The following is a 25,246-nucleotide window of genomic DNA, read 5'->3' as shown; positions in this document are numbered from 1 at the left end:
CGACGGGAGCAAGTCGCCGAAATCCACCGCTGCGGTGTCGCTCGACAACTGCGGCCGGAAGGTCGCGATCGCCTCCGCGCCGAAGCGGGCCGCGCTCGGTGCCGACCGTGTCTCCCGCACCGTCGCCGGGCGGCTGATCCTGGGCGGCGTCGATCTGACGTCCCTTCCTGGATCCATCACGGGTCTGCTCGGCCCCAACGGCTCCGGCAAGTCCACCCTGCTGCGTCTGCTCGCAGGTGTCCTCACTCCCGCCTCCGGCGTCGTCACCCTCGACGGGCATCCGCTCGGCGACCTCGGCCGCCGGGCCGTCGCCCGGCGCGTCGCCGTCGTCGAACAGCAGGTCGACACCCTGGACGACCTGACCGTGCTCGACGTCGTACGTCTTGGCCGCATCCCTCACCGACGCGCCTGGTCGCCCTCGACTCCGGCCGATGAGAGGGCCGTTCGCACCGCGCTGGAGCGTACGGACCTGACCGACAAGGCCGACCGCTCCTGGCACACGCTCTCGGGCGGCGAACGCCGGCGCGTCCAGATCGCCCGCGCGCTCGCCCAGGAACCACGCGAACTCCTTCTCGACGAACCCACCAACCACCTCGACATCCAGCAGCAGCTCGACCTGCTGGCCCTGATCGCGGAACTTCGCGTCACCAGCGTTGCCGCCCTGCACGACCTCAACCTCGCGGCCATGTACTGCGACCGGATCGTCGTCCTCGGGCAGGGCCGGGTCGTCGCCTGCGGCACCCCGGCGAAGACGCTCACCGAGGCCCTGATCGCCGACGTCTACGGCGTACGAGCCACCGTCACGGTCACGAGCGAAGGCACGGGCGACCGCCCCCACGTACGGTTTCCGGGAACACTCCCCGGCCGCTGAGACCATCAGGGCAGCGCAGGTCGTCCTCCTCGCTCCACGGCACCCGGCACTGTCCGCGATCCATGTGATGCCGTAGTACGAACACGGCCTGTTGATCAAGACCACCCCTGGGAGGTCAAGGTCACAGCCGCGTCCTCTGCTGCTCACCTGCGGATCTGGCCTAACATCCGAGCATGACGGTCCTGCCTGACGACGGGCTCTCGCTGGCCGCCGAGTTCCCTGACGCGACCCATGAGCAGTGGCAACGCCTGGTTGAAGGCGTCCTGCGAAAGTCGGGCAAGGAAGTCTCGGGCGCAGCAGCGGAAGACGCCCTGTCCACCACGCTGGAGGACGGGCTTCGCGCCCGGCCCCTGTACACCGCGGACGACTCCGCGCCCGATCCCGGCCTGCCCGGTTTCGCTCCCTTCGTACGGGGCGGGCGCCCCGAGGGCAACACCCTCGGCGGCTGGGACGTACGCCAGCAGCACACGGCCGCCGACGGGGCGGCAGTCCTCGCGGACCTGGAGAACGGCGTCACCTCGCTCTGGCTGGTCGCCGGTGCGGGCGGCATCGCGGTGTCCTCGCTCGACCGCGTCCTCGACGGCGTCTATCTCGATCTGGCGCCCGTCGTCCTCGACGCGGGACGTGAAGTCGAGCCCGCCGCACGCGAGTTGCTACGGCTCTACCAGGAGCGCGGGGTCGCCAAGGAGGCGGCGCGCGGCAACCTGGGAGCCGACCCGCTGGGCCACGAGGCCCGTACCGGAGACGGCGGGTTCGACTTCGCGCCCGTCGCCGCTCTCGCGGGGCTGTGCGCCGAGGAGTACCCGGGGCTGCGGGCGCTGACCGTGGACGCGCTGCCGTACCACGAGGCCGGCGGCTCGGCCGCGCAGGAGCTGGGCGCCTCGCTGGCGACCGGTGTCGCCTATCTGCGGCAGTTGACCGAGGCCGGGCTGAGTGTCGAACAGTCCTGTGGGCAGCTGGAGTTCCGGTACGCGGCCACCGCCGACCAGTTCCTGACCATCGCCAAGTTGCGGGCGGCGCGCCGGCTCTGGGCGCGGGTGACCGAGGTCTGCGGGGCCCCGGCCGGGCAGGTGCAGCACGCGGTGACCTCGCCGGTGATGATGTCCCGCCGCGACCCGTGGGTGAACATGCTGCGCACGACGGTCGCCACGCTGGCCGCCGGGGTGGGCGGCGCCGACGCCGTCACCGTGCTGCCCTTCGACCACGCGCTCGGCCTGCCGGACGCGTTCGCCCGGCGGATCGCCCGCAACACCTCGACGATCCTGGTCGAGGAGTCACATCTGTCCCGGGTGATCGATCCGGCGGGCGGCTCCTGGTACGTGGAGCGGCTCACGGACGAACTCGCCCACGCGGGCTGGGAGTTCTTCCAGCGGATCGAGGGGGAGGGTGGCCAGGCGGCGGCCCTGCGCTCCGGCCGGCTCGGCCAGGACCTCGCCCACACCTGGGAGGCGCGCAGCGCGAAGCTCGCCAAGCGGCGCGAACCCGTCACCGGGGTCAGCGAGTTCCCGAACCTCGCCGAGCGCCTCGTAGAACGCGCAGCCGCCCCCGTTCCGCCGTCCGGCGGGCTGCCGCGGGTGCGGCGCGACGAGGCGTTCGAAGCGCTGCGGGCCCGCTCCGACGCCCACCTGGCGGCGACCGGTTCCCGGCCGCGGATCTTCCTGGCCGCCCTCGGCCCGGCCGCCGCGCACACCGCCCGCCTCACCTTCGCCTCGAACCTGTTCCAGGCGGGTGGCATCGAGCCCGTCACCGAGGGCGCCTTCGAGGACAGCGGTGCCACCGAGGTCTGTCTGTGCTCCAGCGACACGCTGTACGAGGAGCGGGCCGCGGAGGTCGCCGGGGCGCTGAAGGCGACGGGCGCCGGGCATGTGTTCCTCGCGGGCCGTCCCGGGCAGTATCCGGATGTCGATGCCTATGTCTTCGCGGGGTGCGACGCCGTCGCCGTGCTCTCCGCCACCCTCGACCGTATGGGAGTGTCCTGATGGCAGCGATGGGAATCCCCGACTTCTCCGGGATCGGGCTGGGGGTCCCGAAGGCCGACGGCGGGAGCGACGAGTGGCGCGGCGCCGTCAAGAAGGCCACGGGCGGGGCCGATCTCCTGTGGGAGACCCCGGAGGGCATCGCGGTCGAGCCGCTGTACACCGGGCAGGACCTGGAGGGCCTGGACTTCCTCGGCACCTACCCGGGCATCGCCCCGTATCTGCGCGGCCCGTACCCGACGATGTACGTCAACCAGCCCTGGACGATCCGTCAGTACGCGGGCTTCTCCACGGCCGAGGAGTCCAACGCCTTCTACCGGCGGAATCTCGCGGCCGGACAGAAGGGCCTGTCCGTCGCCTTCGACCTGCCCACCCACCGCGGCTACGACAGCGACCACCCGCGGGTGACCGGTGACGTCGGCATGGCGGGCGTGGCGATCGACTCGATCTACGACATGCGGCAGCTCTTCGACGGCATCCCGCTGGACAAGATGACCGTGTCGATGACGATGAACGGCGCCGTGCTGCCGGTGCTCGCGCTTTACATCGTGGCGGCGGAGGAACAAGGCGTACCGCCCGAGAAGTTGGCCGGGACCATCCAGAACGACATCCTCAAGGAGTTCATGGTCCGCAACACCTACATCTATCCGCCGAAGCCGTCGATGCGGATCATCTCCGACATCTTCGCCTTCACCTCGCAGCGGATGCCGCGCTACAACTCCATCTCCATCTCCGGCTACCACATCCAGGAGGCTGGTGCGACGGCCGACCTGGAGCTGGCGTACACGCTGGCCGACGGGGTGGAGTACATCCGGGCGGGACGGGCGGCGGGGATGGACGTGGACGCGTTCGCGCCCCGGCTCTCCTTCTTCTGGGCGATCGGCATGAACTTCTTCATGGAGATCGCCAAGATGCGGGCCGCCCGGCTGCTGTGGGCGAAGCTGGTCAGGCAGTTCGACCCGCAGAACGCCAAGTCCCTTTCCCTGCGCACCCATTCGCAGACCTCCGGCTGGTCACTGACCGCGCAGGACGTGTTCAACAACGTGACGCGTACGTGTGTGGAGGCGATGGCGGCGACGCAGGGCCACACCCAGTCGCTGCACACCAACGCCCTCGACGAGGCGCTCGCCCTGCCCACCGACTTCTCGGCGCGCATCGCCCGCAACACACAGCTCCTCATCCAGCAGGAGTCGGGCACGACCCGGGCGATCGACCCGTGGGGCGGCAGCGCGTACGTCGAGAAGCTGACGTACGACCTCGCGCGCCGGGCCTGGCAGCACATCGAGGAGGTCGAGGCGGCGGGCGGCATGGCGCAGGCCATCGACGCCGGTATCCCGAAGCTGAGGGTGGAGGAGGCCGCGGCCCGCACCCAGGCCCGGATCGACTCAGGACGCCAGCCGGTCATCGGCGTGAACAAGTACCGGGTGGAGACCGACGAGCAGATCGACGTCCTCAAGGTCGACAACTCCTCCGTACGCACCCAGCAGATCGAGAAGCTGCGGCGGCTGCGCGCGGAGCGCGACGAACAGGTCTGCCAGGACGCGCTGCACGCCCTGACGCGGGCCGCCGAAGGAACCGGCAATCTCCTGGAGTTGGCGGTGAACGCGGCCCGCGCGAAGGCCACCGTCGGTGAGATCTCCGACGCGCTGGAGAAGGTGTACGGGCGGCATTCGAGCCAGATCCGTACGATCTCGGGTGTGTACCGCACCGAAGCCGGCGAGTCGCCGTCCGTCGAACGCACCCGCACCCTGGTGTCCTCCTTCGAGGAGGCCGAGGGCCGTCGGCCCCGCATCCTGGTCGCCAAGATGGGCCAGGACGGGCACGACCGCGGCCAGAAGGTGATCGCCACCGCCTTCGCCGACCTCGGCTTCGACGTCGACGTCGGCCCGCTGTTCCAGACCCCGGGCGAGGTGGCACGCCAGGCCGTCGAGGCGGACGTGCACATCGTCGGGGTGTCCTCGCTGGCCGCCGGACACCTCACCCTCGTACCGGCGTTGAAGGAGCAGCTCGCGGAGGAGGGCCGGGAGGACATCATGATCGTGGTCGGCGGGGTGATTCCGCCGCAGGACGTGCCCACGCTCCTGGAGATGGGTGCGGCGGCCGTCTTCCCGCCCGGGACGGTGATCCCGGACGCGGCGTACGACCTGGTGCAGCGGCTGTCCGCCGACCTCGGCCACGACCTCTGACCCCCATGGCGATCGACCTCGGCACCTATGTGAAGGGCGTACTCGACGGGAAGCGGGCGCTGGTGGCACGCGCCATCACGCTCGTGGAGTCGACGAAGCCCCAACACCGCGCTCTGGCACAGGAGTTGCTGACCGAGCTGCTGCCGCACAGTGGGAAGGCGCGGCGGATCGGGATCAGCGGCGTACCCGGTGTGGGCAAGTCGACGTTCATCGACGCGTTCGGCACGCTGCTCACCTCGCTCGGGTACCGGGTCGCGGTGCTTGCCGTCGACCCGTCCTCCAGCCGGACCGGCGGTTCGATCCTGGGCGACAAGACGCGCATGGAACGCCTGGCCGTCGACCCGGCGGCCTTCGTACGCCCCTCCCCCACCGCGGGCACGCTCGGCGGGGTCGCCAAGGCGACCCGCGAGTCGATCGTGGTGATGGAGGCGGCCGGCTACGACGTGGTCCTGGTGGAAACGGTCGGCGTCGGCCAGTCCGAGACCGCCGTCGCGAACATGGTCGACTCCTTCCTGCTCCTGACTCTGGCCCGCACCGGCGACCAACTGCAGGGCATCAAGAAGGGCGTCCTGGAACTGGCGGACGTCATCGCGGTCAACAAGGCGGACGGACCGCACGAGCGGGACGCCCGGGGCGCGGCACGGGAGCTGGCGGGCGCGCTGCGGCTGATGCATCCCGCCGACGCCGCCTGGACCCCGCCGGTACTGAGCTGCAGCGCCCGTGAGTCGACCGGCCTGGACACGGTCTGGGAGCGCCTCGAACAGCACCGCACGCTCCTCGCCTCCACCGGCCGCCTCGCCGCCAAGCGCCGCGACCAGCAGGTGGACTGGACGTGGACGATGGTCCGCGACGAACTCCTCGGCCGCCTGCACGCCGACACGGCCGTACGCGCCCTCGCCCCGGGCCTCGAACAGCAGGTGCGGGACGGGGAGTTGACGGCCACGCTGGCCGCCGAGCGCATCCTGCGGGTGTTCGGCGGCGAGCGCGGCTGAACCGTGGGCGAGGGCGCATCGGGTGATGCCGTGAGCCCTGTACGCGCCCCTGCGTGCTGGGGGAAAATGCGCCATGTCGACGGTCATATGGCTGAGGTAGTGCGTACTCGGCCGCCCATTCCCCCGAAAGCAGGTCGGCTGCCGTGCTCTTGCGTCTGCCCACGTCCGTTTCCGAAGCACAGGACTGCATGGCCGAGGGGGCGGTGCCCATAGGGGGCGCGACCCTGGTGTGGGCCACCTGGCAGCGGGACGGCTTCCCCGAGCAGGCGATGTCGCTGCGCGACCTGCCGGAGGCCAATGTGATCGGCCGCGAGACGCTGGGCGGGGCCGTGATACTGAACCGGATCGACGACCGCGTGCCCGAAGCACTGCGCCGGGCGGCCGCCACCGTGGGAACCGGAGCCGTGCGCCGGACGGCCACCGTCGGCGGCAACATCGTCGGGAGCACCCTGCGCTGCCTGCTGCCCGCCGCACTCGTCCTGGAAGCCCGCGCGGTGGTCCTGGAACCGGACAGCGTCTACGAGACCGACCTGTCCGAGGTACTGGCCAAGGGCCACCTGCTGCTCGGCCTCCGCTGGCGCGCTCCGATCACCAGCGCGTATCGCAAGGCGGCCGGCGAAGCGGGGGGTCCACCGCCGCTGGTCGTGGCCGCCGCTCTGCACGGCGCCGACACCGGAGGAACGCGCCTGCGAGTAGCCGTCCGCGACGGGTACGACGTACTCACCGAGATGATCGAGTACGACGCCGGTTCCGACGTGGACACCGACGTCGAACAGGTCCTCGACGACCTGCGTCGCACGGCCGTCGGCGCGCTGCACTCCACAGCCTGGGACGCGGTCCACGAACTGGTCACCGACCTCTTGTCCCGTCCCACCGGCAGTTGAGGGCCCTCCCGAACACCGACAGCACGGTCCTGGCGCTGCCGCCGTCGGCCCGAGGTCACCCGTCGGGCAGGATGGGCGCCATGACCGAGATCCACACGCCCCGCCTCCTCCTCCGCCGCTGGTCCGACGACGACCTCGTGCCGATGGCGGACATCAATGCCGACCCCCGCGTCATGCACTGGATCGACGACGGCTCCGTTTGCGACCTGGACGACACGGCAGAGGCCATCGAACAGTGGGAAGAGGAATGGGACGAGGAGGGATTCGGCCTCTTCGCCGTCGAACTGCTGGCCTCCGGCGAACTGGCCGGCTTCGTGGGCCTGTCCGTGCCCGAGTTCCTGCCGGAGGTACTGCCCGCCGTCGCCATCAGCTGGCGGCTCGGCTCACCGTTCTGGGGTCAGGGGTACGCCTCCGAAGCCGCCCATGCCACGTTGGAGTTCGCTCTCCAGGACCGTGGCCTCGACCGCGTCATCAGCATCACCCGAGCGGGGGACGACGCGTCCGAGAACGTCATCCGCAAGCTCGGTATGACGCTGGAGCGCGAGACGACGCACCCGGTGTACGGCCATCCACTGTTCGTTCACGCCATCGATCTCACCGAGTTCCAGGCCTGAACCCGCCGAGTCGTCGATTCCCGCGGTTCATGCCCTGGTGCGGTCCGGCGCGGCCGGCGGTGCGACGAGCACCTGGGTGAGCGGGATCCGGGCCAGCAGGATCGCGCCGTACAGGATCAGGGCGGCCCCGACGGCCTCGGGGATCAGCCACCAGCCGGTGCGCACCCGCTCCGCGTACAAGGTGACGCCCAGGACGAGGCTGACCAGGGCGTCACCAAGCGTGAGGGCGGGTTGGGAGGCCACGAGGGGCCCTGACTGGACGGCGTTCTGCAGGAGGAACAGCGCGCACACGCCGGTGGCGGCGAAGGCGTAGGTCTGCCAGGCCAGGAAGAACCCGGTGGCACCGCCCGTCTCCCAGGCGTGCGTGGCGTCCTTGATCAGGGCCGCGGTGAGTGCGTAGCCGATGGCCGCCGAGGCGCCGAAACAGGCCGCGCGTGCGCGTCCGGCGGGGAGCCGCAGCGCGACACCGACGGCTGCCACGATGACGCCGACGCAGCACACGATGGCCAGGATCCACCCGCCCGTGCTGGGCCGGTCGGTCCCGACCGAGGGGGCGGCCGCGGCCAGCACGGTACCCAGCCCGACGGCGATGCACACCACGGCGATCCAACCGCGCCGGGTCACCCGCCGCCGTAGCACCAGACCGCCGATGAGCAGCGCGAACGGTAGTTCCAGGACGAAGATCGGCTGTACGACGGACAGTGCGCCGTTGACCAGCGCCAGCGCCTGGAAGCATGCCGCGGCCATGACCGCGGCCATCCCGCCCAGCCACACCGGCCGGTGCAGCAGCTCGATGAGCAGCCTGGCGTGGAAACCCTCGGACAACGGCACGTCCTGTGCCGCGCGGCGCTGGAGGACAGTGGCGGTCGCGTTGCTGACCGCGGCCAGCACCGCGAAGACGACGGAGAACACCAACGCCACCGGCTCGCCCCTCCTCCTCTCCCGCTCCTCCCACGGGCACCAACCGAGGCGCACGCGTCATTCCCATGCTCCCGCGGCACCACGGAGTCCGCCCCTCGGCACACCCATGTACCGATGCCCGGACCTCGGACAAGGCCGTCGCCGCCGGCGCCGGTGACCAGTCCGACCCGTGGGCCAGACATCTCGCTCACGCCGACCGGCGACGCCCTGCCGTGCCATGGCCGCCATGGCCGCCATGGGCTCGACGCGGTCCGCCCCGCGGCCGGAAATCACGGGTTGGCCGAGAAGGTCGCAGCCGCACGAACGGTCGGCACGGTCCCGCCGTCTCCGGCGCGGGTGGTACTGGCCAATAGCGCTCCGTCACCTTGTGAAACCGTACGGTGGCGAAGGACCGCCCGGGCCGTCCGGCCGCACCTTCGGTGTCATGGGCGGATGCGGGTGATCGCGTTGCGTGATGGGCCGATCACATCAGTTTCACGAGACGTACACTTCCGGCCGACTGCCCCTCCAGGCGTGCCAGTTGGGGCAGACGGTGCGCTCGCGGTCTGCCTAGCCTCCCGGGCCATGCGATCCACTCTGATGAGACGCCTCGGTCTCACCGCCGTCTTCGCCCTTGTCCTCGCCGTCTTCGGTCTGGCCCCCAGCGCGAGCGCGGCCGACCCGGCTCCGGCCGACCTGACGTTCACGACCGACAGCGCCACCACCCACCCGGGCGGCACGGTGAACCTGTCGATGACGATCACCAACAACAGGACGTACGACGTCTGGTTCATCTACCAGACGATCGACCCCACGTGGCTGACCACGCAGCGCCCCGACCTGAAGTACAGCTTCACCGGTTGCAGTCTGACCACAGCCGCCGGCAGCGCCCCCTGTTCCGGTACCGGCCCCGCCAACCTCGGCGCCAACTACGGCGCGACCATCCCGCCCGGTCAGAGCCGGACCGTCACCCTGACGCTGCAGATCGCCGCCGACTCCGGCTGCAACGGCAACATCGGCTTCTACTCGTACTTCTACGCCGAGTTCAGCGACAGCGCCAACTCCAACGGTGGTCCGGTCTACACACCCGGGACCCGCGTGCTCTGCTCCTGACGGCAGACCGGTGACCACGTCGGATCGAGCTCCGGTACGGGGCATCCGCGGGGCCACCTGGTCCCCGGTGGCGGACGGTTCGCGCTGCGCGCGGGTCGGCCGCCACCGGCATGTCGGGGTCCGGGCGACTCAATTCCGGCCCGGACACGTGAAGTTCACCTGGTCTGGACCGGTGGCGCCGCAACGCGACGGACTCCCTCGCTCCGTATCCGCTCCGGCGCAGGTCACGACCAGCCCACGGGGCCCATGGGGCAGTCTCGCTCCACACTCCGCGGCGATCGACGGATCGGCGTTCCGGACACCTTGATGACCGATTGGACGCCTGCGCTTTTCCGTCACGTTTCGCAGCATGACCACGAAAGCTACACACAGACACCACTATGTGACGCAACGGATGCGTCGGCGACCGGCACCTGAGGGGGGCGGCGGCGTCGCGCAAGGGGGTGCGTCCGCTCCGAAGGAGCTGTACTCACCCCTGCCCGGGGAGGGGACTTCGCCGCATGCCGCGGACCAAGCGGACCATACGCAGAACCGCGCTCACCGTGGGCGCGCTCATCGCCTCGCTCGGCCTGCCGGCCGGCACGGCCCGCGCCGACGACACCACACCCCGGATCGATCTGCGGGTGCTGGTCGTGAGCGACAGGGGCCCGTCGACCGATGCCATCGCCGCCGAACTGGACGCCGCGGGCACGCCGTACACCGAAGTCGACCTCCAGCAGTCCGGAAGGTCCGTGATCGACGCCGGCTTCCTGGCGGACACGGTGGGCGGTCGTCCGCGCGCCAAGTTCCAGGCCGTCGTCCTGCCCAACGACAACCCGTTCCCGGCGGGCTCCGCCGAGATGGCGGCACTGGCCGCGTACGAGCAGACGTACGCGATCCCACAGGTGGACGCGTACACCTACGCGCGTCCGGAGGCCGGGCTCAAGTACCCCGTCAGCGGCGGCTACTCCGGCAGCGTCGACGGTGTGCAGGCCCAGGTCACGGCGGCCGGCGAGGCCGGCCCTTTCGGCTATCTGGACGGCACCGTGCCGTTCGAGGACAACTCCCCCACGGTCGGGGAGAGTTACGCCTATCTGTCGACGCCCGCCGCCGGGGCCGACTTCACCCCGTACGTCGACGCGCCGATACCGGGGCAGTCGACGCGGGGTTCCTTGGTGGGCGAGTACCGGCACGACGGACGGCGCGAGCTCGTCGTCACGTTCGTCTACAACCAGTACCAGCAGCAGTTCCGGCTGCTGGCCCGCGGCATCGTGGAGTGGATGACCGGGGGCGTGCACCTCGGCGCCTCGCGCAACTACTTCGCCGTGCACGTCGACGACGTCTTCGCCGCCGACGACCGCTGGGACACCCAGCTCAACTGCACGCCCGGCGACATCGACTGCCCTCAGGGCGAGGGCGTGACCAACCCGATCCGCATGACCCCGGCGGACGTCGACCAAGCCGCCGCCTGGGAAAGCAGCCGGAACTTCACCCTCGACCTCGCCTTCAACGGCGCGGGCAGCGTGGACCAGCGTACGGACAACAACGGGGTCGACCTGCTGGCCGACAAGCTGATCGCCGACCGCGACAAGTTCCGCTGGATCAACCACACCTACACGCACGCCTTCCTCGGCTGCGAGCAGGACACCACCGTGGTGCCCTGGAAGTGCGCCACCAACACCGACGGCAGCACCAAGTGGGTCGGCCGCACCACCATCTCCGACGAGATCGCCACCAACCGCGCCTGGGGGCAGGCGGCCGGACTGCCCCTGGACACCAGCGAGTTGATCACCGGTGAGCACTCGGGGCTCAAGGTGCTGCCGCAGCAGCCCGACGACAATCCCAACCTGACGCCCGCGCTCACCGACAACGGCGTCACCTGGCTCGGCTCGGACAACTCCCGCGAGCCCGACCAGCGTCAGGTCGGTCCCGCCACGACCGTCCCCCGCTACCCGATGAACGTCTTCTACAACGCGGGCCGGGCGGCCGAGCAGGTCGACGAGTACAACTGGATCTACACCAGCCGCGCCCAGGGCGGCAGCGGCATCTGCGAGGACCACCCCGACACCTCCACCTGCCTGTCGGCGCCGCTGGACACCAGCACGGGCTACGCCGACCACATCGTGCCGCTGGAGACGAGGATCGACCTCGGACACGTCCTCTCCAACGACCCCAAGCCGCACTTCATCCACCAGTCGAACCTGGCCGAGGACCGCATCGCGTACCCGGTACTCGACGGCGTCCTGGGCGGGTACGACGCGCTGTTCGCGGACAACACCCCCGTGGTGAACCTGCGGATGAAGGACATCGGCACCGAGTTGCAGCGGCGCGCCGCCTGGAAGACCGCGGTCTCCGCCGGTCGGATCACCGCCTACCGCATCGGCGAAACGGTGACCGTCCAGGCGCCCAGCGGCGTCGCGGTGACGGCCACCATGCCCACGGGCACCACCAACGGCACCGCCGCCTTCGGCTCCGCGTACGCCGGTGAGGTGTCCGGCTGGACCGCGTCGGCGGGCGCACCGCTCGCGCTCGCCCTGCCGTCGAGCACCCCGTCGCTGTCCGCGACCGTCGACGTGTCACAGAAGGCGGCGGCGACCCGTACCGCTCCGCGCACCCGGGTACCGGCCGGTGCGACCCGGCAGGTGCCCTACACCCCGGACAACTGAACGGCGCACCGACAGACGGTCCCGGCCGCACCACCGGCGGCCGGGACCGGCACGACCACCCCATAACTCGGCCGTGGAGCACATCGATGCACGTTCCCCACGGCGCGCGACGCCCCAAGTCAACGCGCGTCACTCTGCTCACCGAAGGTACCTATCCGCACAGTCATGGCGGCGTCAGCGTCTGGTGCGACCAGCTCGTCGGCGGCATGCCCGACATCGACTTCGACGTCGTCGCCGTGACCGGTACGGGACGCGAACCGATCGTGTGGGACATCCCCCCGCACGTCTCGCGCGTCGTCGCGGTCCCCATGTGGGGGCCCGCGCCCGAAGGCCGGCCGCCCCGCGGTCGTCGGCGCAATCAACTCGCCACCGCATACGAGCGGTTCCTCACCGCCCTGCTCGATCCCTGTGCGGAGGACAGGTTCGGCACCGCCCTGTACGAGATGGCGCGGGCCGCCGCAGACGGCATGCTGAGTCCCTTCCTTCGCGGGGACCGGGCGATCGGCATCCTGACCGCCGTCTGGAACCGGCCCGGACTGGCCGTGCGCGAGGCACGGCCGACGCTGCACGATGCGCTCACCGCCACCGCCCTGCTGGAACACGCGCTGCGTCCGCTGGCCGCACCGCTGCCGGAGGACGGAGTGGCCCACGCGGTCAGCGGCGGCGTCGCCGCACTGCCGGGCCTGGCCGCGCTCGAACGGCACGGCGTGCCCCTGCTGCTGACCGAACACGGCGTCTATCTGCGTGAGCGCTACCTCGGCTACCGCACCGCCCCCTACCGCTGGCCGGTGAAGGCCGTCGTACTGGGCTTCTTCCGGCTGCTGGCCGAGGAGACCTACCGGCGGGCAGCCCTGATCACGCCGGGCAACCGCTACAACCGGCTGTGGGAGGAACAGGGCGGCGCCGACCCCAAGTCGATCCGCACCGTCTACAACGGCGTGGACCCCGCCGCTTTCCCGCCGGCCGGTCCCGAGCCGACCGAGCCCACCCTCAGCTGGGCCGGCCGCGTCGACCCGATCAAGGACCTGGAGACCCTCATCCGCGCCTTCGCCCTCGCCCGGGCCCAACTCCCCTCCCTGAGGCTGCGGTTGTTCGGTGGAACGCCGCGCGGCGGCGAGGCGTACCGGGAGCGCTGCGAGGCGTTGGCCGCCGAACTCGGCCACGCGGACGCGGTCACGTTCGAGGGCCGCGTCGAGGACATCAAGGACGCCTACGCCGCGGGCAACGTCGTGATGCTCTCCAGCATCAGCGAAGGCTTCCCCTTCACCCTGATCGAGGCCATGTCCTGCGGACGGGCGACCGTCTCCACGGACGTGGGCGGGGTACGGGAGGCCGTCGGCGACACGGGTCTCGTCGTACCCCCGCGCGATCCCGCCGCGATGGCCTCGGCGGCGCTAGAACTGCTGGGTGCTCCCGACCGCCGCCGTGCGATGGGCGAGGCGGCGCGGCTGCGCGTGATCGAGCAGTTCACCCTGCGCCAGACCGTCGACACCTTCCGCTCGATCTACCTGGAGCTGTCGGCGCTCGGCCGGATCACACCGCGCGAGCCGTGGACCGCCGACCGGGCCACGGCCGACGCCGAACTCGCGGCGGTGGGCGCACAGTCGGGGAGCATGGCCGGATGAGCGGGCCGATAGAGCTCGTACCCGGCGGGCCGGAGCAGGACACGCTGGCCCTCCGGCTCGCCGACGACCGCACGCTCGCCCTGCGCCTGCCGGATCACGGCCCGGACCGGGACGCGGTCGACCGGCTCGCCGCGGAGCTGGCCGACCGCATCGGGCCCGCCGTCCATCCGTACGAGGTAGCGGCGTTGCTGGAATCGGAGGGGCTGACCGCCGAGGTCATCCAGGAGCGGTACGGGCATCCCCATCTCTTCTCGCTCGCCGCCACCCTGTTCGAACGGGTGCCGCGCACCTTCCCCGAGCCCGCGAAGCCGGCCGACCCGTGGCGCCCGGACCATGTGCGATGCGCGTTGCGCGGGGCGCTGTTCGCGCTGCCGGGACTGGCCTACCTGCTCACAGGGCGACTCTGGCACGCCGACCGGCACGCCCACGTCCTCATCGTGGCCGGGCTGGTCTCCTGGGCCTGGGGCCAGGCGCTGGGGCACCGGGCCTATCTGCGGATGACCACCGGGCGGCGGGAGGCCGGCCGCACGCTTCTCAAGGGCGCGCCCCTGGGCGCCGCGGTGGCCACGGCCGCCGGGGCTCTGGTCGCCGGACCCGATCCGGCGGCCCTGGTCGCGGCCGCGCAGTCGGCGTACCTCGCGGCGGCCGGCGTGCTGCTGGTGCTGGGCCGGGAACGGCTGCTGCTGGCCGCGCTCACCCCGTTGATCGCCGGGGCGGCGGTCCTGCCGTGGTGGGAGCCGGGCACCGTGCTGCGGGCCGGACTGCCGCTGCTGGCGCTGATCGGTACGGTCGCCGCGGCCGGCTGGGCCCTGCGGAGCACCCTCGCGGCCGTACCCGTCCCGGACGGCACCCGGCCCCGGCTGCTGCGCTCGCTGCCGTACGGCCTGTTCGGCCTGGCCGCCGGGGCGATGGTGCTGCTGGAGGGCCGCCGGGAGCCGTACGCCGTGATCGTGCTGACCGTGAGCATGGGACCGGCCGAGTGGCTGCTGTACCGCTACCGGGGCATGTCGGTGGCAGCGCTGCGGGCGACGGCCACCCCGGCCGCGTTCCTGCTGCGTTCGGCCGGCGTGCTCGCCCTCTGTCTGTTCGCCTACCTGCTGCCGCTGCTGCCCGCGGCCCTGCTCACCGATGCCGAGCCGACCCCGCTGCTGCTGCTCGCGGCGACCCTGTGGACCGCGCTGCTGCTCCAGGCGTTCGGGGTGGCCTGGACGCCCGCCGGGGTGTGCCTCGCGGCCGCGGGCGGGGCCGCGGCCGTCACCGTGTTCCATCTCCCACCGGGCGCGGGGGTGCTGTCGCTGTGCTGCGGCGCCGCCGCGCTGTGTCTCGCGGCGTGCGCGCTACGGCTGCTCGGGCGGCCCGCGCCGCATGCCTGACCTCCGGACCACCACCGCACGACACCGGCCCCCGGGCCGCGCCCGACGCACTGACATCACACGCGCAACCGACCGGAAGGACCACGCGTTGACCTCCGCACCGCTCGCCGCCGTCACCGGAGCCGAGGGTTTCATCGGCTCACACCTCACCGAGGCGCTGGTCGCCTCGGGACACCGGGTGAGGGCCATGGCGCAGTACAACTCCTTCGCCTCCTACGGCTGGCTGGAGACCCTGCCCACCGACGTCCTCGACCAGGTGGAGATCGTCCTCGGCGACGTCCGGGACCCCGGCTCGGTCCGGGGCCTCCTCGAAGGCGCCGACTGCGCCTACCACTTGGCCGCCCTCATCGCGATCCCGTACTCGTACCAGGCACCGCACAGCTACGTGGACACCAATGTCACCGGCACGCTCAACGTGCTGGAGGCGGTGCGCGCCCTCGGCACACCCCGGCTGGTGCACACCTCCACGAGCGAGACCTACGGCACGGCGCAGACCGTGCCGATCACCGAGGACCACCCGATCAACACCCAGTCCCCGTACGCCGCTTCGAAGGCGGGCGGGGACCGGCTCGCCGACAGCTACCACGCGAGCTTCGACACCCCGGTGGTGACCCTGCGCCCGTTCAACACCTTCGGGCCGCGCCAGTCGATGCGCGCGGTGATCCCCAGCGTCATCGGGCAGGTGGCGGCCGGCGCGCACACCATCACCCTCGGCGATCTGCGTCCCACCCGGGACTTCACCTACGTGAAGGACACCGCGCAGGCGTTCCTCGCGGTGGGCACCGCGCCCGCCGAGCGGGTGGTCGGCCGCACCTTCAACGCCGGAACCGGGGGCGAGATCTCCGTCGGTGACCTGGTCACGCTGATCGGCAAGGTGATGGACACGGCCATCGACGTGCGCGAGGACGCGCAGCGCATGCGGCCCGCGAACTCCGAGGTCATGCGGCTGGTCGCCGACGCGACCCGGCTCGGCGAGGCGACCGGCTGGAGTCCCGGCCACGACCTGGAGCAAGGGCTCGCGCACACGGTGGAGTTCTTCCGTGACCCGGCCAACCTCGCCCGGTACAAGACCGGCATCTACAACATCTGACCCTGTCCGGCACGTCCACGAAGGAGGAGCCCCTATGCACGCAGTGATCCTGGCGGGAGGCAAGGGCGTCCGGCTGCGGCCCTACACCACCGCGCTGCCCAAGCCGCTCGTGCCCATCGGCGACCAGCACGCCATCCTGGAGATCGTGCTGCGCCAGCTCGCCACCGCGGGCTTCACCCACTGCACGCTTGCCATCGGCCACCTCGGCGAGATCATCCGCGCCTACGTCGGCGACGGCTCCCAGTGGGGCATGGCCATCGACTACGCCACCGAGGAGAGCCCCTTGGGCACCATGGGGCCGCTGCTCACCATGCGCGAGCGCCTGCCCGAGTCGTTCCTCGTGATGAACGGAGACGTCCTCACCGACCTCGACTACGCCGACATCCTGAAGCAGCACCGGGCCTCGGCCGCCCCGCTGACGATCGCGACCTACGCGCGCAAGGTGCACATAGACTTCGGCGTGCTGACCACCGACCGGAGCAAGGTCGTCGCGTTCACCGAGAAACCGAGCATGGACTACCGCGTCTCCATGGGCGTCTACGGGCTGTCCAGGTCGACCCTCGACGGCTACACGCCCGGGCTGCCGCTGGGCTTCGACGAACTGGTGCTCGATCTGCTCAGGGCACAGAACCCGCCGCACGCGTACGACTTCGACGGGTACTGGCTCGACATCGGCCGCCCCGACGACTACGACCGGGCCAACGCCGAGTTCACCACCCGCAAGTCGATGCTGCTCAAGGGAGCCTGACCACCGTATGCGCATTCTCGTCCTCGGCTTCACCGGGTATCTGGGCGGTCACGTCGTCGAGCACCTGCGCGCCCTGCCGGGCGCCCGGGTGTTCGGCGGCGGTCGCTCGCCCGACGCGGAGCTGGACATCGACCTGGCCACCGCCCGTAGGGACGGGCTGGCGAAGACCCTGGAGTCGGCGGCGCCCGATGCCGTGATCAACTGCGCGGGCTCGACCGACGGGGACGCCGTGACCCTCGCGGAGGTCAACTCCCGTGGCCCCGCCGTCCTGTGCGCGGCGCTGCGGAAGGCGGCGCCCTCGGCACGCCTCGTCCAGCTGGGCTCGGCCGCCGAGTACGGCCCCGGCACCCCGGACACCAGGGTGACCGAGACGTCGGCCACCCGTCCCGTCACCCCCTATGGCGCCACCAAACTCGCCGGGACGGTCGCCGTGACGACCTCCGGTCTCGACGCGGTGGTCCTGCGCGTCGGCAACCCGGTGGGGCCCGGCGCCCCGCCCACCGGGCTGCCCGGCCGGATCGCCGGGCTGCTGCGCGCGGCCGGCCCGGACGCGGACGCGGTGATCCGGCTGGGCGACCTGTCGGCGTACCGCGACTTCGTGGACGTACGAGATGTGGCGCGGGCGGCGGTGCTCGCGGCCACGTCGCCCGGGCCCCTGCCGCGCGTCCTCAACATCGGGGGCGGACGTGCCGTCCCGGTGCGCGAGCTCGTACGGACGCTGGCCCACACCGCCGGGTTCCGGGGGCGGATCGAGGAGGACGGCGGCGGCTCGGCGCGCTCGGGGGCCGTGTCGTGGCAGTGCTCCGACATCGCCGCCGCCGGCGACAGCCTCGACTGGCGGCCGTCGTACGCCCTGGAGGAGTCGCTGGCCGCGCTCTGGGCGGCGACGTCCCTCCGGCCGGAAGGCGGCCGGGCGCCGTGAGCCTGCTCATTCCGCTGTACGTCCACCCGGCCGAGGACCCGGGCGCCTGGCACCGGCTGATCACGTCCGCGTCCTGTACGTACGCGGTGGTGATCAATCCCGCGAACGGTCCGGGCCCGGGCCCCGACCCGGCGTTCACCGCGGCGGCCGGAGCACTGCGGGCGGCCGGCGCCCGCCTGCTCGGCTATGTGGACACCGACTACGGTGCGCGTTCCACGGCCGAGGTCGCGCAGGACGTCGTACGGCACCGGGAGTGGTACGGGGCCGACGGCTGCTTCCTGGACCGGGTGACCTCGGACCCGGCCGAACTGCCCGCCTGCCGAAGGCTGGTGCGGGCAGTACGCCGGCTGGGCACCACGACCGTCGTGCTCAACCCCGGGGTGCACCCGGCGCCGGGGTACGCGCGCGTCGCCGACCTGACGGTGACCTTCGAGGGGCACTGGACGACCTATGTGTCGGCATTCAGCAGACCGGCGTGGACCGCGCGGCACCCGCCCGAGCGGTTCTGCCATCTCGTCTACGGTGTGCCCGAGGCGCTCGTACCGCTCGCCGTGCGCACCGCGCGCGAACGCGGCGCGGCGGTCTGCGGTCCCGTGACGGGAGAACCTCCAAATCCCTGGGCGCAGTTGACGCCCGCGCTGAGCGAGGCCGACTGAGCCCGGGGTCGCCGCGGACGCCGGGAAGGACGCGCGGGCGTCGGCACGTGCCATGCTGGAACCGCTGATCATGGCGGAGAGCGAGGCAGAACAACAGCGTGAGGACAGCGACACGGCCGGGCCGGACGAGGATCTGGGACCGATTCGCGGCATCGGACCCCGGGCTGCTGCGGCTCATGGCCGGGCTGCGGACGGTGGGGGCCATCGCGCTCACGCTCGCCGTGCTGGCGCTGGTCGGGGCCGGTAAGACTCACTTGGTGGCCGGTTCCATCGCGGCCATGGCCGCGACCTTCGCCATCAAGGAGAAGCAGCGGCGCCAACAGGCGGTCACGCTCGCGCTCGGGCTGGTCGTGGCACTCGCCGCGATGTCGCTGGGGGCGCTGCTCAGCACCCATGTGGTCGCGGGTGACCTCTTCTTCCTGGCGCTGATCTTCGCCGCCGTGTACAGCCGCCGCTTCGGTGATCGCGGAACGGCGCTGGGTCTCATCGGGTTCCAGGTCTACTTCGTGTCGCTGTTCGTCAGGGCCGGCGTCCCCGGTCTGCCGGGGCTGTGCGGGACGCTGGTCGTCGCGTTCGTGTGCAGCGCGCTGGTGCGTTTCGTCGTCGTTCCGGAGACGCCCGAGCGTGTGCTGCGTCGGTTGCGCGCGGCCTTCCGGGCCCGTCTGGCGCAACTGGTGTCCGCCCAGATCGAGTTGCTGGACGCCGGCCCGGACCGGGTGGAGAAGGCTCTGGAGGAGGTCAGGCGGCACACCGCCCGGCTCCACGAGAGCGCGATGATGATCCAGGGGCGGCTGGAGGAGGGGACCAGCGACCGCGCCACCGCCGCGCTCGTGCAGCGGCGTATCGCCGACGCCGAGATCGCCGCCGAGCGGCTCGGGGTGCTCATCCTGACCGCCCGCAGCGCGGAACGCGCCGACACGCTCACCCTGCATCTGCCGAATGCGCCCGTGCCCGCGGCGAGCGACCGGCTCCGGGCGCAGGACGACACCACCGCCATCCTGCGCCGTGATCTCGAAGCACTGCGTCTTCTCGTCCTGCGCCCGGTCGCCGAGGACCGCGGCACCGGGATGGCCCACGTGCGCAACCGGCTGCTCGGTTACCGCGACGAGGAGAACCTGCCGCGCGCCTCGGCGGCCGTCCAGGACGTCTTCCGCGGGATCGGGGAGACGGGGCGTTCCGTCCTGGGACTGCGGCTCGCCCTCGACGGGCCGCAGGACGAGTCCGACGACACACCGTCGACGACCCGTTCCCGTGAGGAGTTGGACGCGGAGGACGTCGCCATCGCCGGGTCGGAGGAGGCCGAGGAGGACGCGCACGACCCCACGGGGTGGAAGCGTCCGACGACCCGTACCGCGGTCCAGGTGTCGGTGGGTTCGGCCCTGGCCATCGTCGGTGGGGAGTTCCTCTCCAGTCAGCGCTGGTACTGGGCCGTGCTGACCTGCTGGGTGGTCTTCCTGAACACGGCGTCCACGGGAGAGATCCTGGTCAAGGGGTACCGGCGGCTGCTCGGCACCGTCCTCGGTGTCGTCGCCGGTGCCCTGCTGGCGAGTCTGGTCGGCTCCCACACCTGGACCGCGTTCGCCCTGGTGCTGCTGTTCATCTTCGCGATGTTCTTCACCGCGCCGCTGTCGTACGCCCTGATGTCCTTCTTCGTCACGGCGATGCTGGGCCTGCTGTACACGCTGCTCAACACCTACAGCACCGGGGTGCTCGTCCTTCGTATCGAGGAAACGGCCCTCGGCGCCACCTGTGGTGTCATCGCGGCCGCCCTGGTGCTGCCGGTGAACACGGACCGCCGTACCGACGAGCTGCTGGCCACGGTCCTGAAGCGGCTCGGGGAGGTCACCGGTGCGGCGGTCGACCAGCTGAGCGGCGGCCCGGCGATCGAGTTGCTGGACAAGGCGCGGGATCTCGACACGGCCCTGGACGATCTGCGGTCCTCCACGCAGCCGTTGACCCATCCGATCACCCCGCTGCGAGCCCGCCGGCAGACCGCGCGCTATCTCGTGGCGCTCCTGGAGACGTGCGCGTACCACGCGCGTTCCCTGGCGGCGACGGCCGAGCTGCTGCCCTACAGCAAGACCGTCGCGGCGGATCCCCGGCTCAAGGGGGCCGGCCGGCGCATCGCGCACAACATCGACGTCCTGGTCGCACGCGTCGAGGACGACGACACCGAAGGCGTGGCCGAGACCGGCCCCAGCCTCGCGTCCATGCTGGAGACGGGCCGGCCGGGCCTTCCCCGGCACGACCGCGTGACCGACCGGGTCCTGCGGCATCTGCAGCGCCTGGACGAAGGCGTGATCGGCCTCGCCCGCCCCCTCGGAGTACCGGTCTCGACCTCCACGGACACGGCGTCCCGGGGACCCGCCGCCTAGGGCCTGTCCGGTCGATCACGGCGGAGACGCGGCGCCGCTGCTTCCCTCCACCGTGATCGACCGGACAGGCCCTGGCTGGTGCCGGTGGTCATGACGTCGGGAGCCTTGGCGGTCACGACTTCAGAAATGCCGCCAGGCCCTCGAGCATCCGTTCCACGTCGTCCTCGTCGTTGTACGGCGACAGTCCGAGGCGCAGGCCCCCGGTGTCGCCCAGGCCGAGGTGGCGCGATGCCTCCAGCGCGTAGAAGGTTCCCGCGGGCGCGTGCACGCTCCGCGCCGCCAGGAAGCGGTAGGCGTCGTCCGTGTCGCGGTCGTCGAAGGTCAGGAGCAGGGTGGGGGTGCGGTCGGCGGCCCGGGAGCGGATCGTGACGCCCGCCAGTGCGGCCAGGCCGTTCTCCATCCGGTCCCGCAGCGCTCGCTCGTGCCGCTCGATCGACGCGAACGCGGACCGCAGCCGGGCGCGCCGGTCGTCCGCAGGACCGGTCCCGAGACCGGCGAGCAGGTCGACGGCGGCGCGGGTGCCGGCGAGGAGCTCATAGGGCAGCGTCCCGAGCTCGAAACGCTCCGGGACCGCGTCGGTGGAGGGCAGCAGCTTGTCGGGACGCAGCGTCTCCAGGAGGGCTGGAGCGGCGGCGAGCACGCCATGGTGCGGGCCGAGGAACTTGTACGGCGAGCAGACGAAGAAGTCGGCGCCGAGCCGTGCGAGGTCCACGAACGTGTGCGCCGTGTAGTGCACGCCGTCGACGTAGAGCAGTGCGTCCGTGCGGTGGACCAGGCGGGCGATCTCCGCGACGTCGGGGCGCGTGCCGATCAGGTTGGAGGCGGCGGTGACGGCGACCAGCCGGGTGCGCTCGGTGAGCAGCTCGCCCACGGCCGCGGGCGGGAGTTCGCCGGTGCCCGGATCGAAGTCGGCCCATCGCACTCGGACGCCGGTCCGCTCCGCGGCCTGGACCCAGGGGCGGATGTTGGCATCGTGGTCGAGACGGCTCACCACGATCTCGTCGCCGGGGGTCCAGTCCTTCGCCAGCGTCCGGGAGAAGTCGTACGTGAGTTGGGTGGCGCTGCGGCCGAAGACGACTCCGGAGGGGTACCCGCCCAACAGGTCGGCCATGGTCTGCCGGAACTCCGTGACGAGAGCCTCCGCGTTCGCCTCTCCCGCCGTCACGCTCCCCCGGTTCGACAGCGGGCGGGTGAGCGCGTCGGCGATCGCCGCGCCGACCGGCGCCGGCGTCTGTGTGCCGCCCGGACCGTCGAAGTACGCGATGCCGGTCCGCAGGGCGGGGATCTGGGCGCGCAACGCGCCGACGTCGTAGGTCACTCGGGCTCCTTGGGGTGCGATGTCGTCAGCTCGGGAACGACGACGTCAGGCGTCGGACTTCAGAACAGCAATTACCCTGCTCTCCGCGCCGCATTCGACGGACCGGCGCGGTGCGGCGCGGTGCCCACCCCAGATGTCAGCGCCTGCGACTTCGGGTCGCCCAGCCGCCGCCGACGCCGGAGACGTGCAGGGCCAGCAGGGCCAGCCCTATGAGCATGACGTTGGTCGAGGTGAAGACGTCGTTCGTCGAGAGGTCCGCGGCATTGATCAAGAATGCGATGAACAGCACGATCGCCGCAACGATTCCGAGCATGAGTTTCTCCTCTTCTCTTCCGAAGTGGTGGTGGAGCCCGAGTGCCCCCGGGAATCCTGTCGACACAACTTCGCGTATCGGTGCGACCACGGAACGGGAGCCGCTCTCCGTGTACCGCTCGCGCGAGCGGAATCCCTGTACACAAGTCCGGCCGACCCGGACGGGGCCGAACCGCGGGTCCTGCCGTCATCATTGAGCCCACCACCCGGGCCGCGCGTGCTGATCAGTCTGCTGCTGTCGCCGCACACGCCCCACCGGCCCGCAGCTCATCGAAAGCAGACTGCAATGGCACAGACCCTGGCCGCATCGGCCTGTTCCCCCGTCGGAGCCGCTTCGTGATCGCGGCCCGTGTCCCGGGCCTGATCCTGCCCCTGGTCTATCTCTGCGGGCTCGTCGTGGTCCTGCTCTGGTACTGGCGGCACCGCGGCGAGTAGAGCGGGTACGGCGAGCAGCGAGGGGCACGGCCGGCCCCCGGGTGGAGCGACCGCGGTCATGTCCGGGCGAGGTAGCTGCGTACGGTCGTGCCGTTCTCGGCGGTGTGGAGGCGTACGAGGTCGGACAGGAAGTGGACGAGGAGCAGCCCCCGGCCGCCGAGTTGGTCCGGGCGCACCGGGCGGCGGCCGGCCAGGGGGTCGGTCAGGTGTCCCTCGTCACGCACCTCGCAGACGATCTGCTCGCTCTCGGCCCAGATCCGCAGCGTCCCCGAACCGCCTCCGTGCACCACGCTGTTGGTCGTCAACTCCGCGACGACGAGGTTCAGATCCTGCAACCGGGACGGCGCCATCCCCCGCTCCCGTGCCTCGCGCAGCGCGAAGTCGCGTGCCGTGGGCAGCAGTCGGGCGGCGAAGCGGACCGTGGCCGCTCCCGGCGGGTACGGCAAGGTCTCGTTGTAGCGCGCGAGGACGCGTTCGGGATCGTAGGCGTGGCTGACGCCCGGCCGCCCGTCGCTGATCACCACGGGGTGCGTGGCGTGTGCGTCGGCGATCACGTCGTCGGAGAGGGTTCGGGCGTCGTACGGGCACAGGATGGTCGCGTCACGTCCGCGGAACGCGGCGTTGATGAGGGCTTCGTGCTGGACGCAGGCCGGGTACTCGAGCGGTGTACGGCCGTACCAGATCGGCTCCCCGATGATGCGCACCGGGCGTCCGGGGTGGGCGTCGGCGAACGATCGCAGGACGGTGGGAATGATCCGGCCGGGGTTCCGGCCGGCCTGTGTCATGTCGATCCAGCGGACCTCGTCGGCGGCCGGTCCGAGTTCCGCCTTGAGCAGCGCCAGTCGAGACGGAGGTGCCGCCACCGCCACGGGCCGGCCGGTGGCGAGGCCCTCGGACACGAACGGCAACGTCCCGTCCGCGTACTCCTGGTCGGAGCGGTACAGGAGCGCGGGGTGCGCGAACGGCTCCGCCCGGTCTCGGGCGAGGGGCGACCGCGCTCCGTTTTCTCCCTGCTCCATGCCCACTGGCTCACCTCGGATCCCACTTTAGGCGGCGGCGGTTGCCGTCGGTGTGCATCCGGCAGAGGGCTTCGGCGAGAAGTAGTCCTGGACCCACGTCCGGCGGCCGCGGAACTGACGCGTTCCGCAGGTTTCGGGCGTTGGACGGCATGACCGGCTTGAGACGGGGCAGACGGGCTCTGTCTTCAATTCCTTCGAACGATTTGGGGTGGACCGCATGGCAGCCGTGACGGCAGCGAAGGCAACCAACACGGCACAGCAGGCAGGGACGGCACAGGAGGAGGCACTCCCCCTGATCGACGAGCCGCTGAAGATCAGCCCGAAGGACGCGCGCGAGCTGTCGCGTCAGTTCTTCGACCGGCTGGCCGTGCTGGAAGAAGGCACGCACGACTACCAGTACGCGCGCAACACGCTCATAGAGATGAACCTCTCCCTCGTGCGGTACGCGGCGGCTCGCTTCCGCAGCCGCAGCCAGGACGAGATGGAGGACATCGTCCAGGTCGGCACCATCGGGCTCATCAAGGCGATCGACCGCTTCGAGCTGACCCGCGAGGTCGAGTTCACCTCCTTCGCGGTTCCGTACATCGTCGGCGAGATCAAGCGCTTCTTCCGCGACACCAGCTGGGCCGTGCACGTACCCCGCCGTCTTCAGGAGGCGCGGATCGAGCTCGCCAAGGCGACGGACGAACTGCGCACCCGCCTCGGCCGCACCCCGACCACGCGTGAGCTGGCCGCGCTGATGTGTCTGTCCGAGGAGGAGGTCATCGAGGCGCGCAAGGCCTCCAACGGCTACAACTCCTCGTCTCTCGACGCCGCGCTCACGGCCGACGACGGCGCGGACGGGGACACCGTTCTCGCGGACTTCATCGGCGAGGACGATCCCTCGCTCGAACTCGTCGAGGACTTCCAGTCCCTGGCTCCGCTGATCGCCGAACTGGACGAACGTCAGCGCCGGATCATCCACATGCGCTTCGTCGAGGAGCGCACCCAGGCCCAGATCGGTGAGGAGCTCGGCATCTCGCAGATGCACGTCTCGCGTCTGATCACCCGCATCATCAGGCGTCTTCGCACCGGGCTGCTCGACCCCGCGGTCGCCTGACGTACCCGCCTTGGGTGGCGTTCGTCCGGGGCGCCGCGGGACGGTCCCGCCCGAATTCGGGCGGGACCGTCCTGTGCGTCACCGGGCCAAAGT

Annotated in this window: 20 protein-coding genes; 16 read left to right on the top strand and 4 right to left on the bottom strand. The window is 71.3% G+C overall.

Annotated features, from left to right (window positions below; genetic code table 11):
- Window positions 1-67 precede the first annotated feature (67 nt).
- From ACFVWD_RS32085 to ACFVWD_RS32060, 6 genes are all read left to right on the top strand, one after another.
- On the top strand, window positions 68-871 hold the full coding sequence (locus tag ACFVWD_RS32085; RefSeq protein WP_389601238.1) for an ABC transporter ATP-binding protein: 804 nt from the start codon (window positions 68-70) through the stop codon (window positions 869-871).
- A gap of 173 nt (window positions 872-1,044) precedes the next feature.
- Complete coding sequence (locus tag ACFVWD_RS32080; RefSeq protein ID WP_389601158.1) at window positions 1,045-2,850, top strand: methylmalonyl-CoA mutase family protein; 1,806 nt, start codon at window positions 1,045-1,047, stop codon at window positions 2,848-2,850.
- An 8-nt stretch (window positions 2,851-2,858) separates the two neighbouring features.
- Window positions 2,859-5,033 (top strand): methylmalonyl-CoA mutase, encoded by a 2,175-nt coding sequence (gene scpA, locus ACFVWD_RS32075; protein ID WP_389601236.1) that lies wholly within the window; start codon window positions 2,859-2,861, stop codon window positions 5,031-5,033.
- Between the two features lie 5 nt (window positions 5,034-5,038).
- Window positions 5,039-6,025, top strand: coding sequence for a methylmalonyl Co-A mutase-associated GTPase MeaB (gene meaB, locus ACFVWD_RS32070; protein WP_168505106.1), 987 nt, complete (start codon window positions 5,039-5,041; stop codon window positions 6,023-6,025).
- Between the two features lie 143 nt (window positions 6,026-6,168).
- Complete coding sequence (locus ACFVWD_RS32065; protein ID WP_389601157.1) at window positions 6,169-6,909, top strand: FAD binding domain-containing protein; 741 nt, start codon at window positions 6,169-6,171, stop codon at window positions 6,907-6,909.
- Between the two features lie 80 nt (window positions 6,910-6,989).
- Window positions 6,990-7,523 (top strand): GNAT family N-acetyltransferase, encoded by a 534-nt coding sequence (locus ACFVWD_RS32060; protein ID WP_389601155.1) that lies wholly within the window; start codon window positions 6,990-6,992, stop codon window positions 7,521-7,523.
- A 27-nt stretch (window positions 7,524-7,550) separates the two neighbouring features.
- Here the strand turns inward: ACFVWD_RS32060 and ACFVWD_RS32055 are convergent, their stop codons facing one another.
- Window positions 7,551-8,444 carry a DMT family transporter gene (locus tag ACFVWD_RS32055; RefSeq protein WP_389601154.1) on the bottom strand — a complete coding sequence of 298 codons (894 nt, stop codon included), beginning with the start codon at window positions 8,442-8,444 and terminating at the stop codon, window positions 7,551-7,553.
- Window positions 8,445-9,008: 564 nt separating this feature from the next.
- Between ACFVWD_RS32055 and ACFVWD_RS32050 the strand changes: the two genes are divergently transcribed.
- The 9 genes from ACFVWD_RS32050 to ACFVWD_RS32010 all read left to right on the top strand — a co-directional run bounded on the left by ACFVWD_RS32050 (window position 9,009) and on the right by ACFVWD_RS32010 (window position 20,970).
- The gene (locus tag ACFVWD_RS32050; protein WP_389601152.1) at window positions 9,009-9,536 is read left to right on the top strand and encodes a hypothetical protein; all 528 of its coding nucleotides are present in this window, start codon (window positions 9,009-9,011) and stop codon (window positions 9,534-9,536) included.
- A gap of 500 nt (window positions 9,537-10,036) precedes the next feature.
- Window positions 10,037-12,181 (top strand): hypothetical protein, encoded by a 2,145-nt coding sequence (locus tag ACFVWD_RS32045; RefSeq protein ID WP_389601151.1) that lies wholly within the window; start codon window positions 10,037-10,039, stop codon window positions 12,179-12,181.
- An 86-nt stretch (window positions 12,182-12,267) separates the two neighbouring features.
- On the top strand, window positions 12,268-13,806 hold the full coding sequence (pelF, locus tag ACFVWD_RS32040; RefSeq protein ID WP_389601149.1) for a GT4 family glycosyltransferase PelF: 1,539 nt from the start codon (window positions 12,268-12,270) through the stop codon (window positions 13,804-13,806).
- A complete protein-coding gene (locus tag ACFVWD_RS32035; protein ID WP_389601147.1) occupies window positions 13,803-15,179 on the top strand; it encodes a hypothetical protein in 1,377 nt (458 codons plus the stop codon). Before pelF ends, ACFVWD_RS32035 begins: the two co-directional genes overlap by 4 nt.
- Window positions 15,180-15,267: 88 nt before the next feature.
- Window positions 15,268-16,269: a GDP-mannose 4,6-dehydratase gene (locus ACFVWD_RS32030; RefSeq protein WP_389601145.1), complete on the top strand. Its 1,002-nt coding sequence runs from the start codon at window positions 15,268-15,270 to the stop codon at window positions 16,267-16,269.
- Window positions 16,270-16,303: 34 nt separating this feature from the next.
- Window positions 16,304-17,017, top strand: coding sequence for an NDP-sugar synthase (locus tag ACFVWD_RS32025; protein ID WP_389601143.1), 714 nt, complete (start codon window positions 16,304-16,306; stop codon window positions 17,015-17,017).
- A 7-nt stretch (window positions 17,018-17,024) separates the two neighbouring features.
- Window positions 17,025-17,939, top strand: coding sequence for an NAD-dependent epimerase/dehydratase family protein (locus tag ACFVWD_RS32020; RefSeq protein WP_389601141.1), 915 nt, complete (start codon window positions 17,025-17,027; stop codon window positions 17,937-17,939).
- On the top strand, window positions 17,936-18,595 hold the full coding sequence (locus tag ACFVWD_RS32015) for a spherulation-specific family 4 protein (RefSeq protein WP_389601139.1): 660 nt from the start codon (window positions 17,936-17,938) through the stop codon (window positions 18,593-18,595). Before ACFVWD_RS32020 ends, ACFVWD_RS32015 begins: the two co-directional genes overlap by 4 nt.
- Before the next feature lie 98 nt (window positions 18,596-18,693).
- Window positions 18,694-20,970: an FUSC family protein gene (locus tag ACFVWD_RS32010; RefSeq protein ID WP_389601137.1), complete on the top strand. Its 2,277-nt coding sequence runs from the start codon at window positions 18,694-18,696 to the stop codon at window positions 20,968-20,970.
- A 112-nt stretch (window positions 20,971-21,082) separates the two neighbouring features.
- Here ACFVWD_RS32010 and ACFVWD_RS32005 read toward each other — a convergent pair whose 3' ends face one another.
- The 3 genes from ACFVWD_RS32005 to ACFVWD_RS31995 form a co-directional block, all read right to left on the bottom strand.
- A complete protein-coding gene (locus ACFVWD_RS32005; RefSeq protein WP_389601135.1) occupies window positions 21,083-22,288 on the bottom strand; it encodes a cysteine desulfurase-like protein in 1,206 nt (401 codons plus the stop codon).
- A gap of 136 nt (window positions 22,289-22,424) precedes the next feature.
- Window positions 22,425-22,601, bottom strand: coding sequence for a hypothetical protein (locus ACFVWD_RS32000; RefSeq protein WP_168487631.1), 177 nt, complete (start codon window positions 22,599-22,601; stop codon window positions 22,425-22,427).
- Window positions 22,602-23,091: 490 nt separating this feature from the next.
- Window positions 23,092-24,054 (bottom strand): anti-sigma factor RsbA family regulatory protein, encoded by a 963-nt coding sequence (locus ACFVWD_RS31995; protein WP_389601133.1) that lies wholly within the window; start codon window positions 24,052-24,054, stop codon window positions 23,092-23,094.
- 217 nt (window positions 24,055-24,271) lie between these two features.
- Here ACFVWD_RS31995 and ACFVWD_RS31990 point away from each other — a divergent pair, with 217 nt between their 5' ends.
- Window positions 24,272-25,153, top strand: coding sequence for an RNA polymerase sigma factor SigF (locus ACFVWD_RS31990; protein WP_389601131.1), 882 nt, complete (start codon window positions 24,272-24,274; stop codon window positions 25,151-25,153).
- Window positions 25,154-25,246 lie beyond the last annotated feature (93 nt).

This window comes from Streptomyces sp. NPDC058086, assembly GCF_042885015.1.
Taxonomy (GTDB): Bacteria; Actinomycetota; Actinomycetes; order Streptomycetales; family Streptomycetaceae; genus Streptomyces.
The sequence above is the reverse complement of the archived record's forward strand: the minus strand, read 5'-3'. Positions and strand labels throughout refer to the sequence as shown.

Bases quoted from the DNA above. Each gene is read 5' to 3' on its own strand.
- ACFVWD_RS32080 (WP_389601158.1), top strand. From the start codon at position 1,045: ATGACGGTCCTGCCTGACGACGGGCTCTCGCTGGCCGCCGAGTTCCCT.
- scpA (WP_389601236.1), top strand. From the start codon at position 2,859: ATGGGAATCCCCGACTTCTCCGGGATCGGGCTGGGGGTCCCGAAGGCC.
- meaB (WP_168505106.1), top strand. From the start codon at position 5,039: ATGGCGATCGACCTCGGCACCTATGTGAAGGGCGTACTCGACGGGAAG.
- ACFVWD_RS32060 (WP_389601155.1), top strand. From the start codon at position 6,990: ATGACCGAGATCCACACGCCCCGCCTCCTCCTCCGCCGCTGGTCCGAC.
- ACFVWD_RS32050 (WP_389601152.1), top strand. From the start codon at position 9,009: ATGCGATCCACTCTGATGAGACGCCTCGGTCTCACCGCCGTCTTCGCC.
- ACFVWD_RS32045 (WP_389601151.1), top strand. From the start codon at position 10,037: ATGCCGCGGACCAAGCGGACCATACGCAGAACCGCGCTCACCGTGGGC.
- pelF (WP_389601149.1), top strand. From the start codon at position 12,268: ATGCACGTTCCCCACGGCGCGCGACGCCCCAAGTCAACGCGCGTCACT.
- ACFVWD_RS32035 (WP_389601147.1), top strand. From the start codon at position 13,803: ATGAGCGGGCCGATAGAGCTCGTACCCGGCGGGCCGGAGCAGGACACG.
- ACFVWD_RS32025 (WP_389601143.1), top strand. From the start codon at position 16,304: ATGCACGCAGTGATCCTGGCGGGAGGCAAGGGCGTCCGGCTGCGGCCC.
- ACFVWD_RS32020 (WP_389601141.1), top strand. From the start codon at position 17,025: ATGCGCATTCTCGTCCTCGGCTTCACCGGGTATCTGGGCGGTCACGTC.
- ACFVWD_RS32000 (WP_168487631.1), bottom strand. From the start codon at position 22,601: ATGCTCGGAATCGTTGCGGCGATCGTGCTGTTCATCGCATTCTTGATC.
- ACFVWD_RS31995 (WP_389601133.1), bottom strand. From the start codon at position 24,054: ATGGAGCAGGGAGAAAACGGAGCGCGGTCGCCCCTCGCCCGAGACCGG.
- ACFVWD_RS31990 (WP_389601131.1), top strand. From the start codon at position 24,272: ATGGCAGCCGTGACGGCAGCGAAGGCAACCAACACGGCACAGCAGGCA.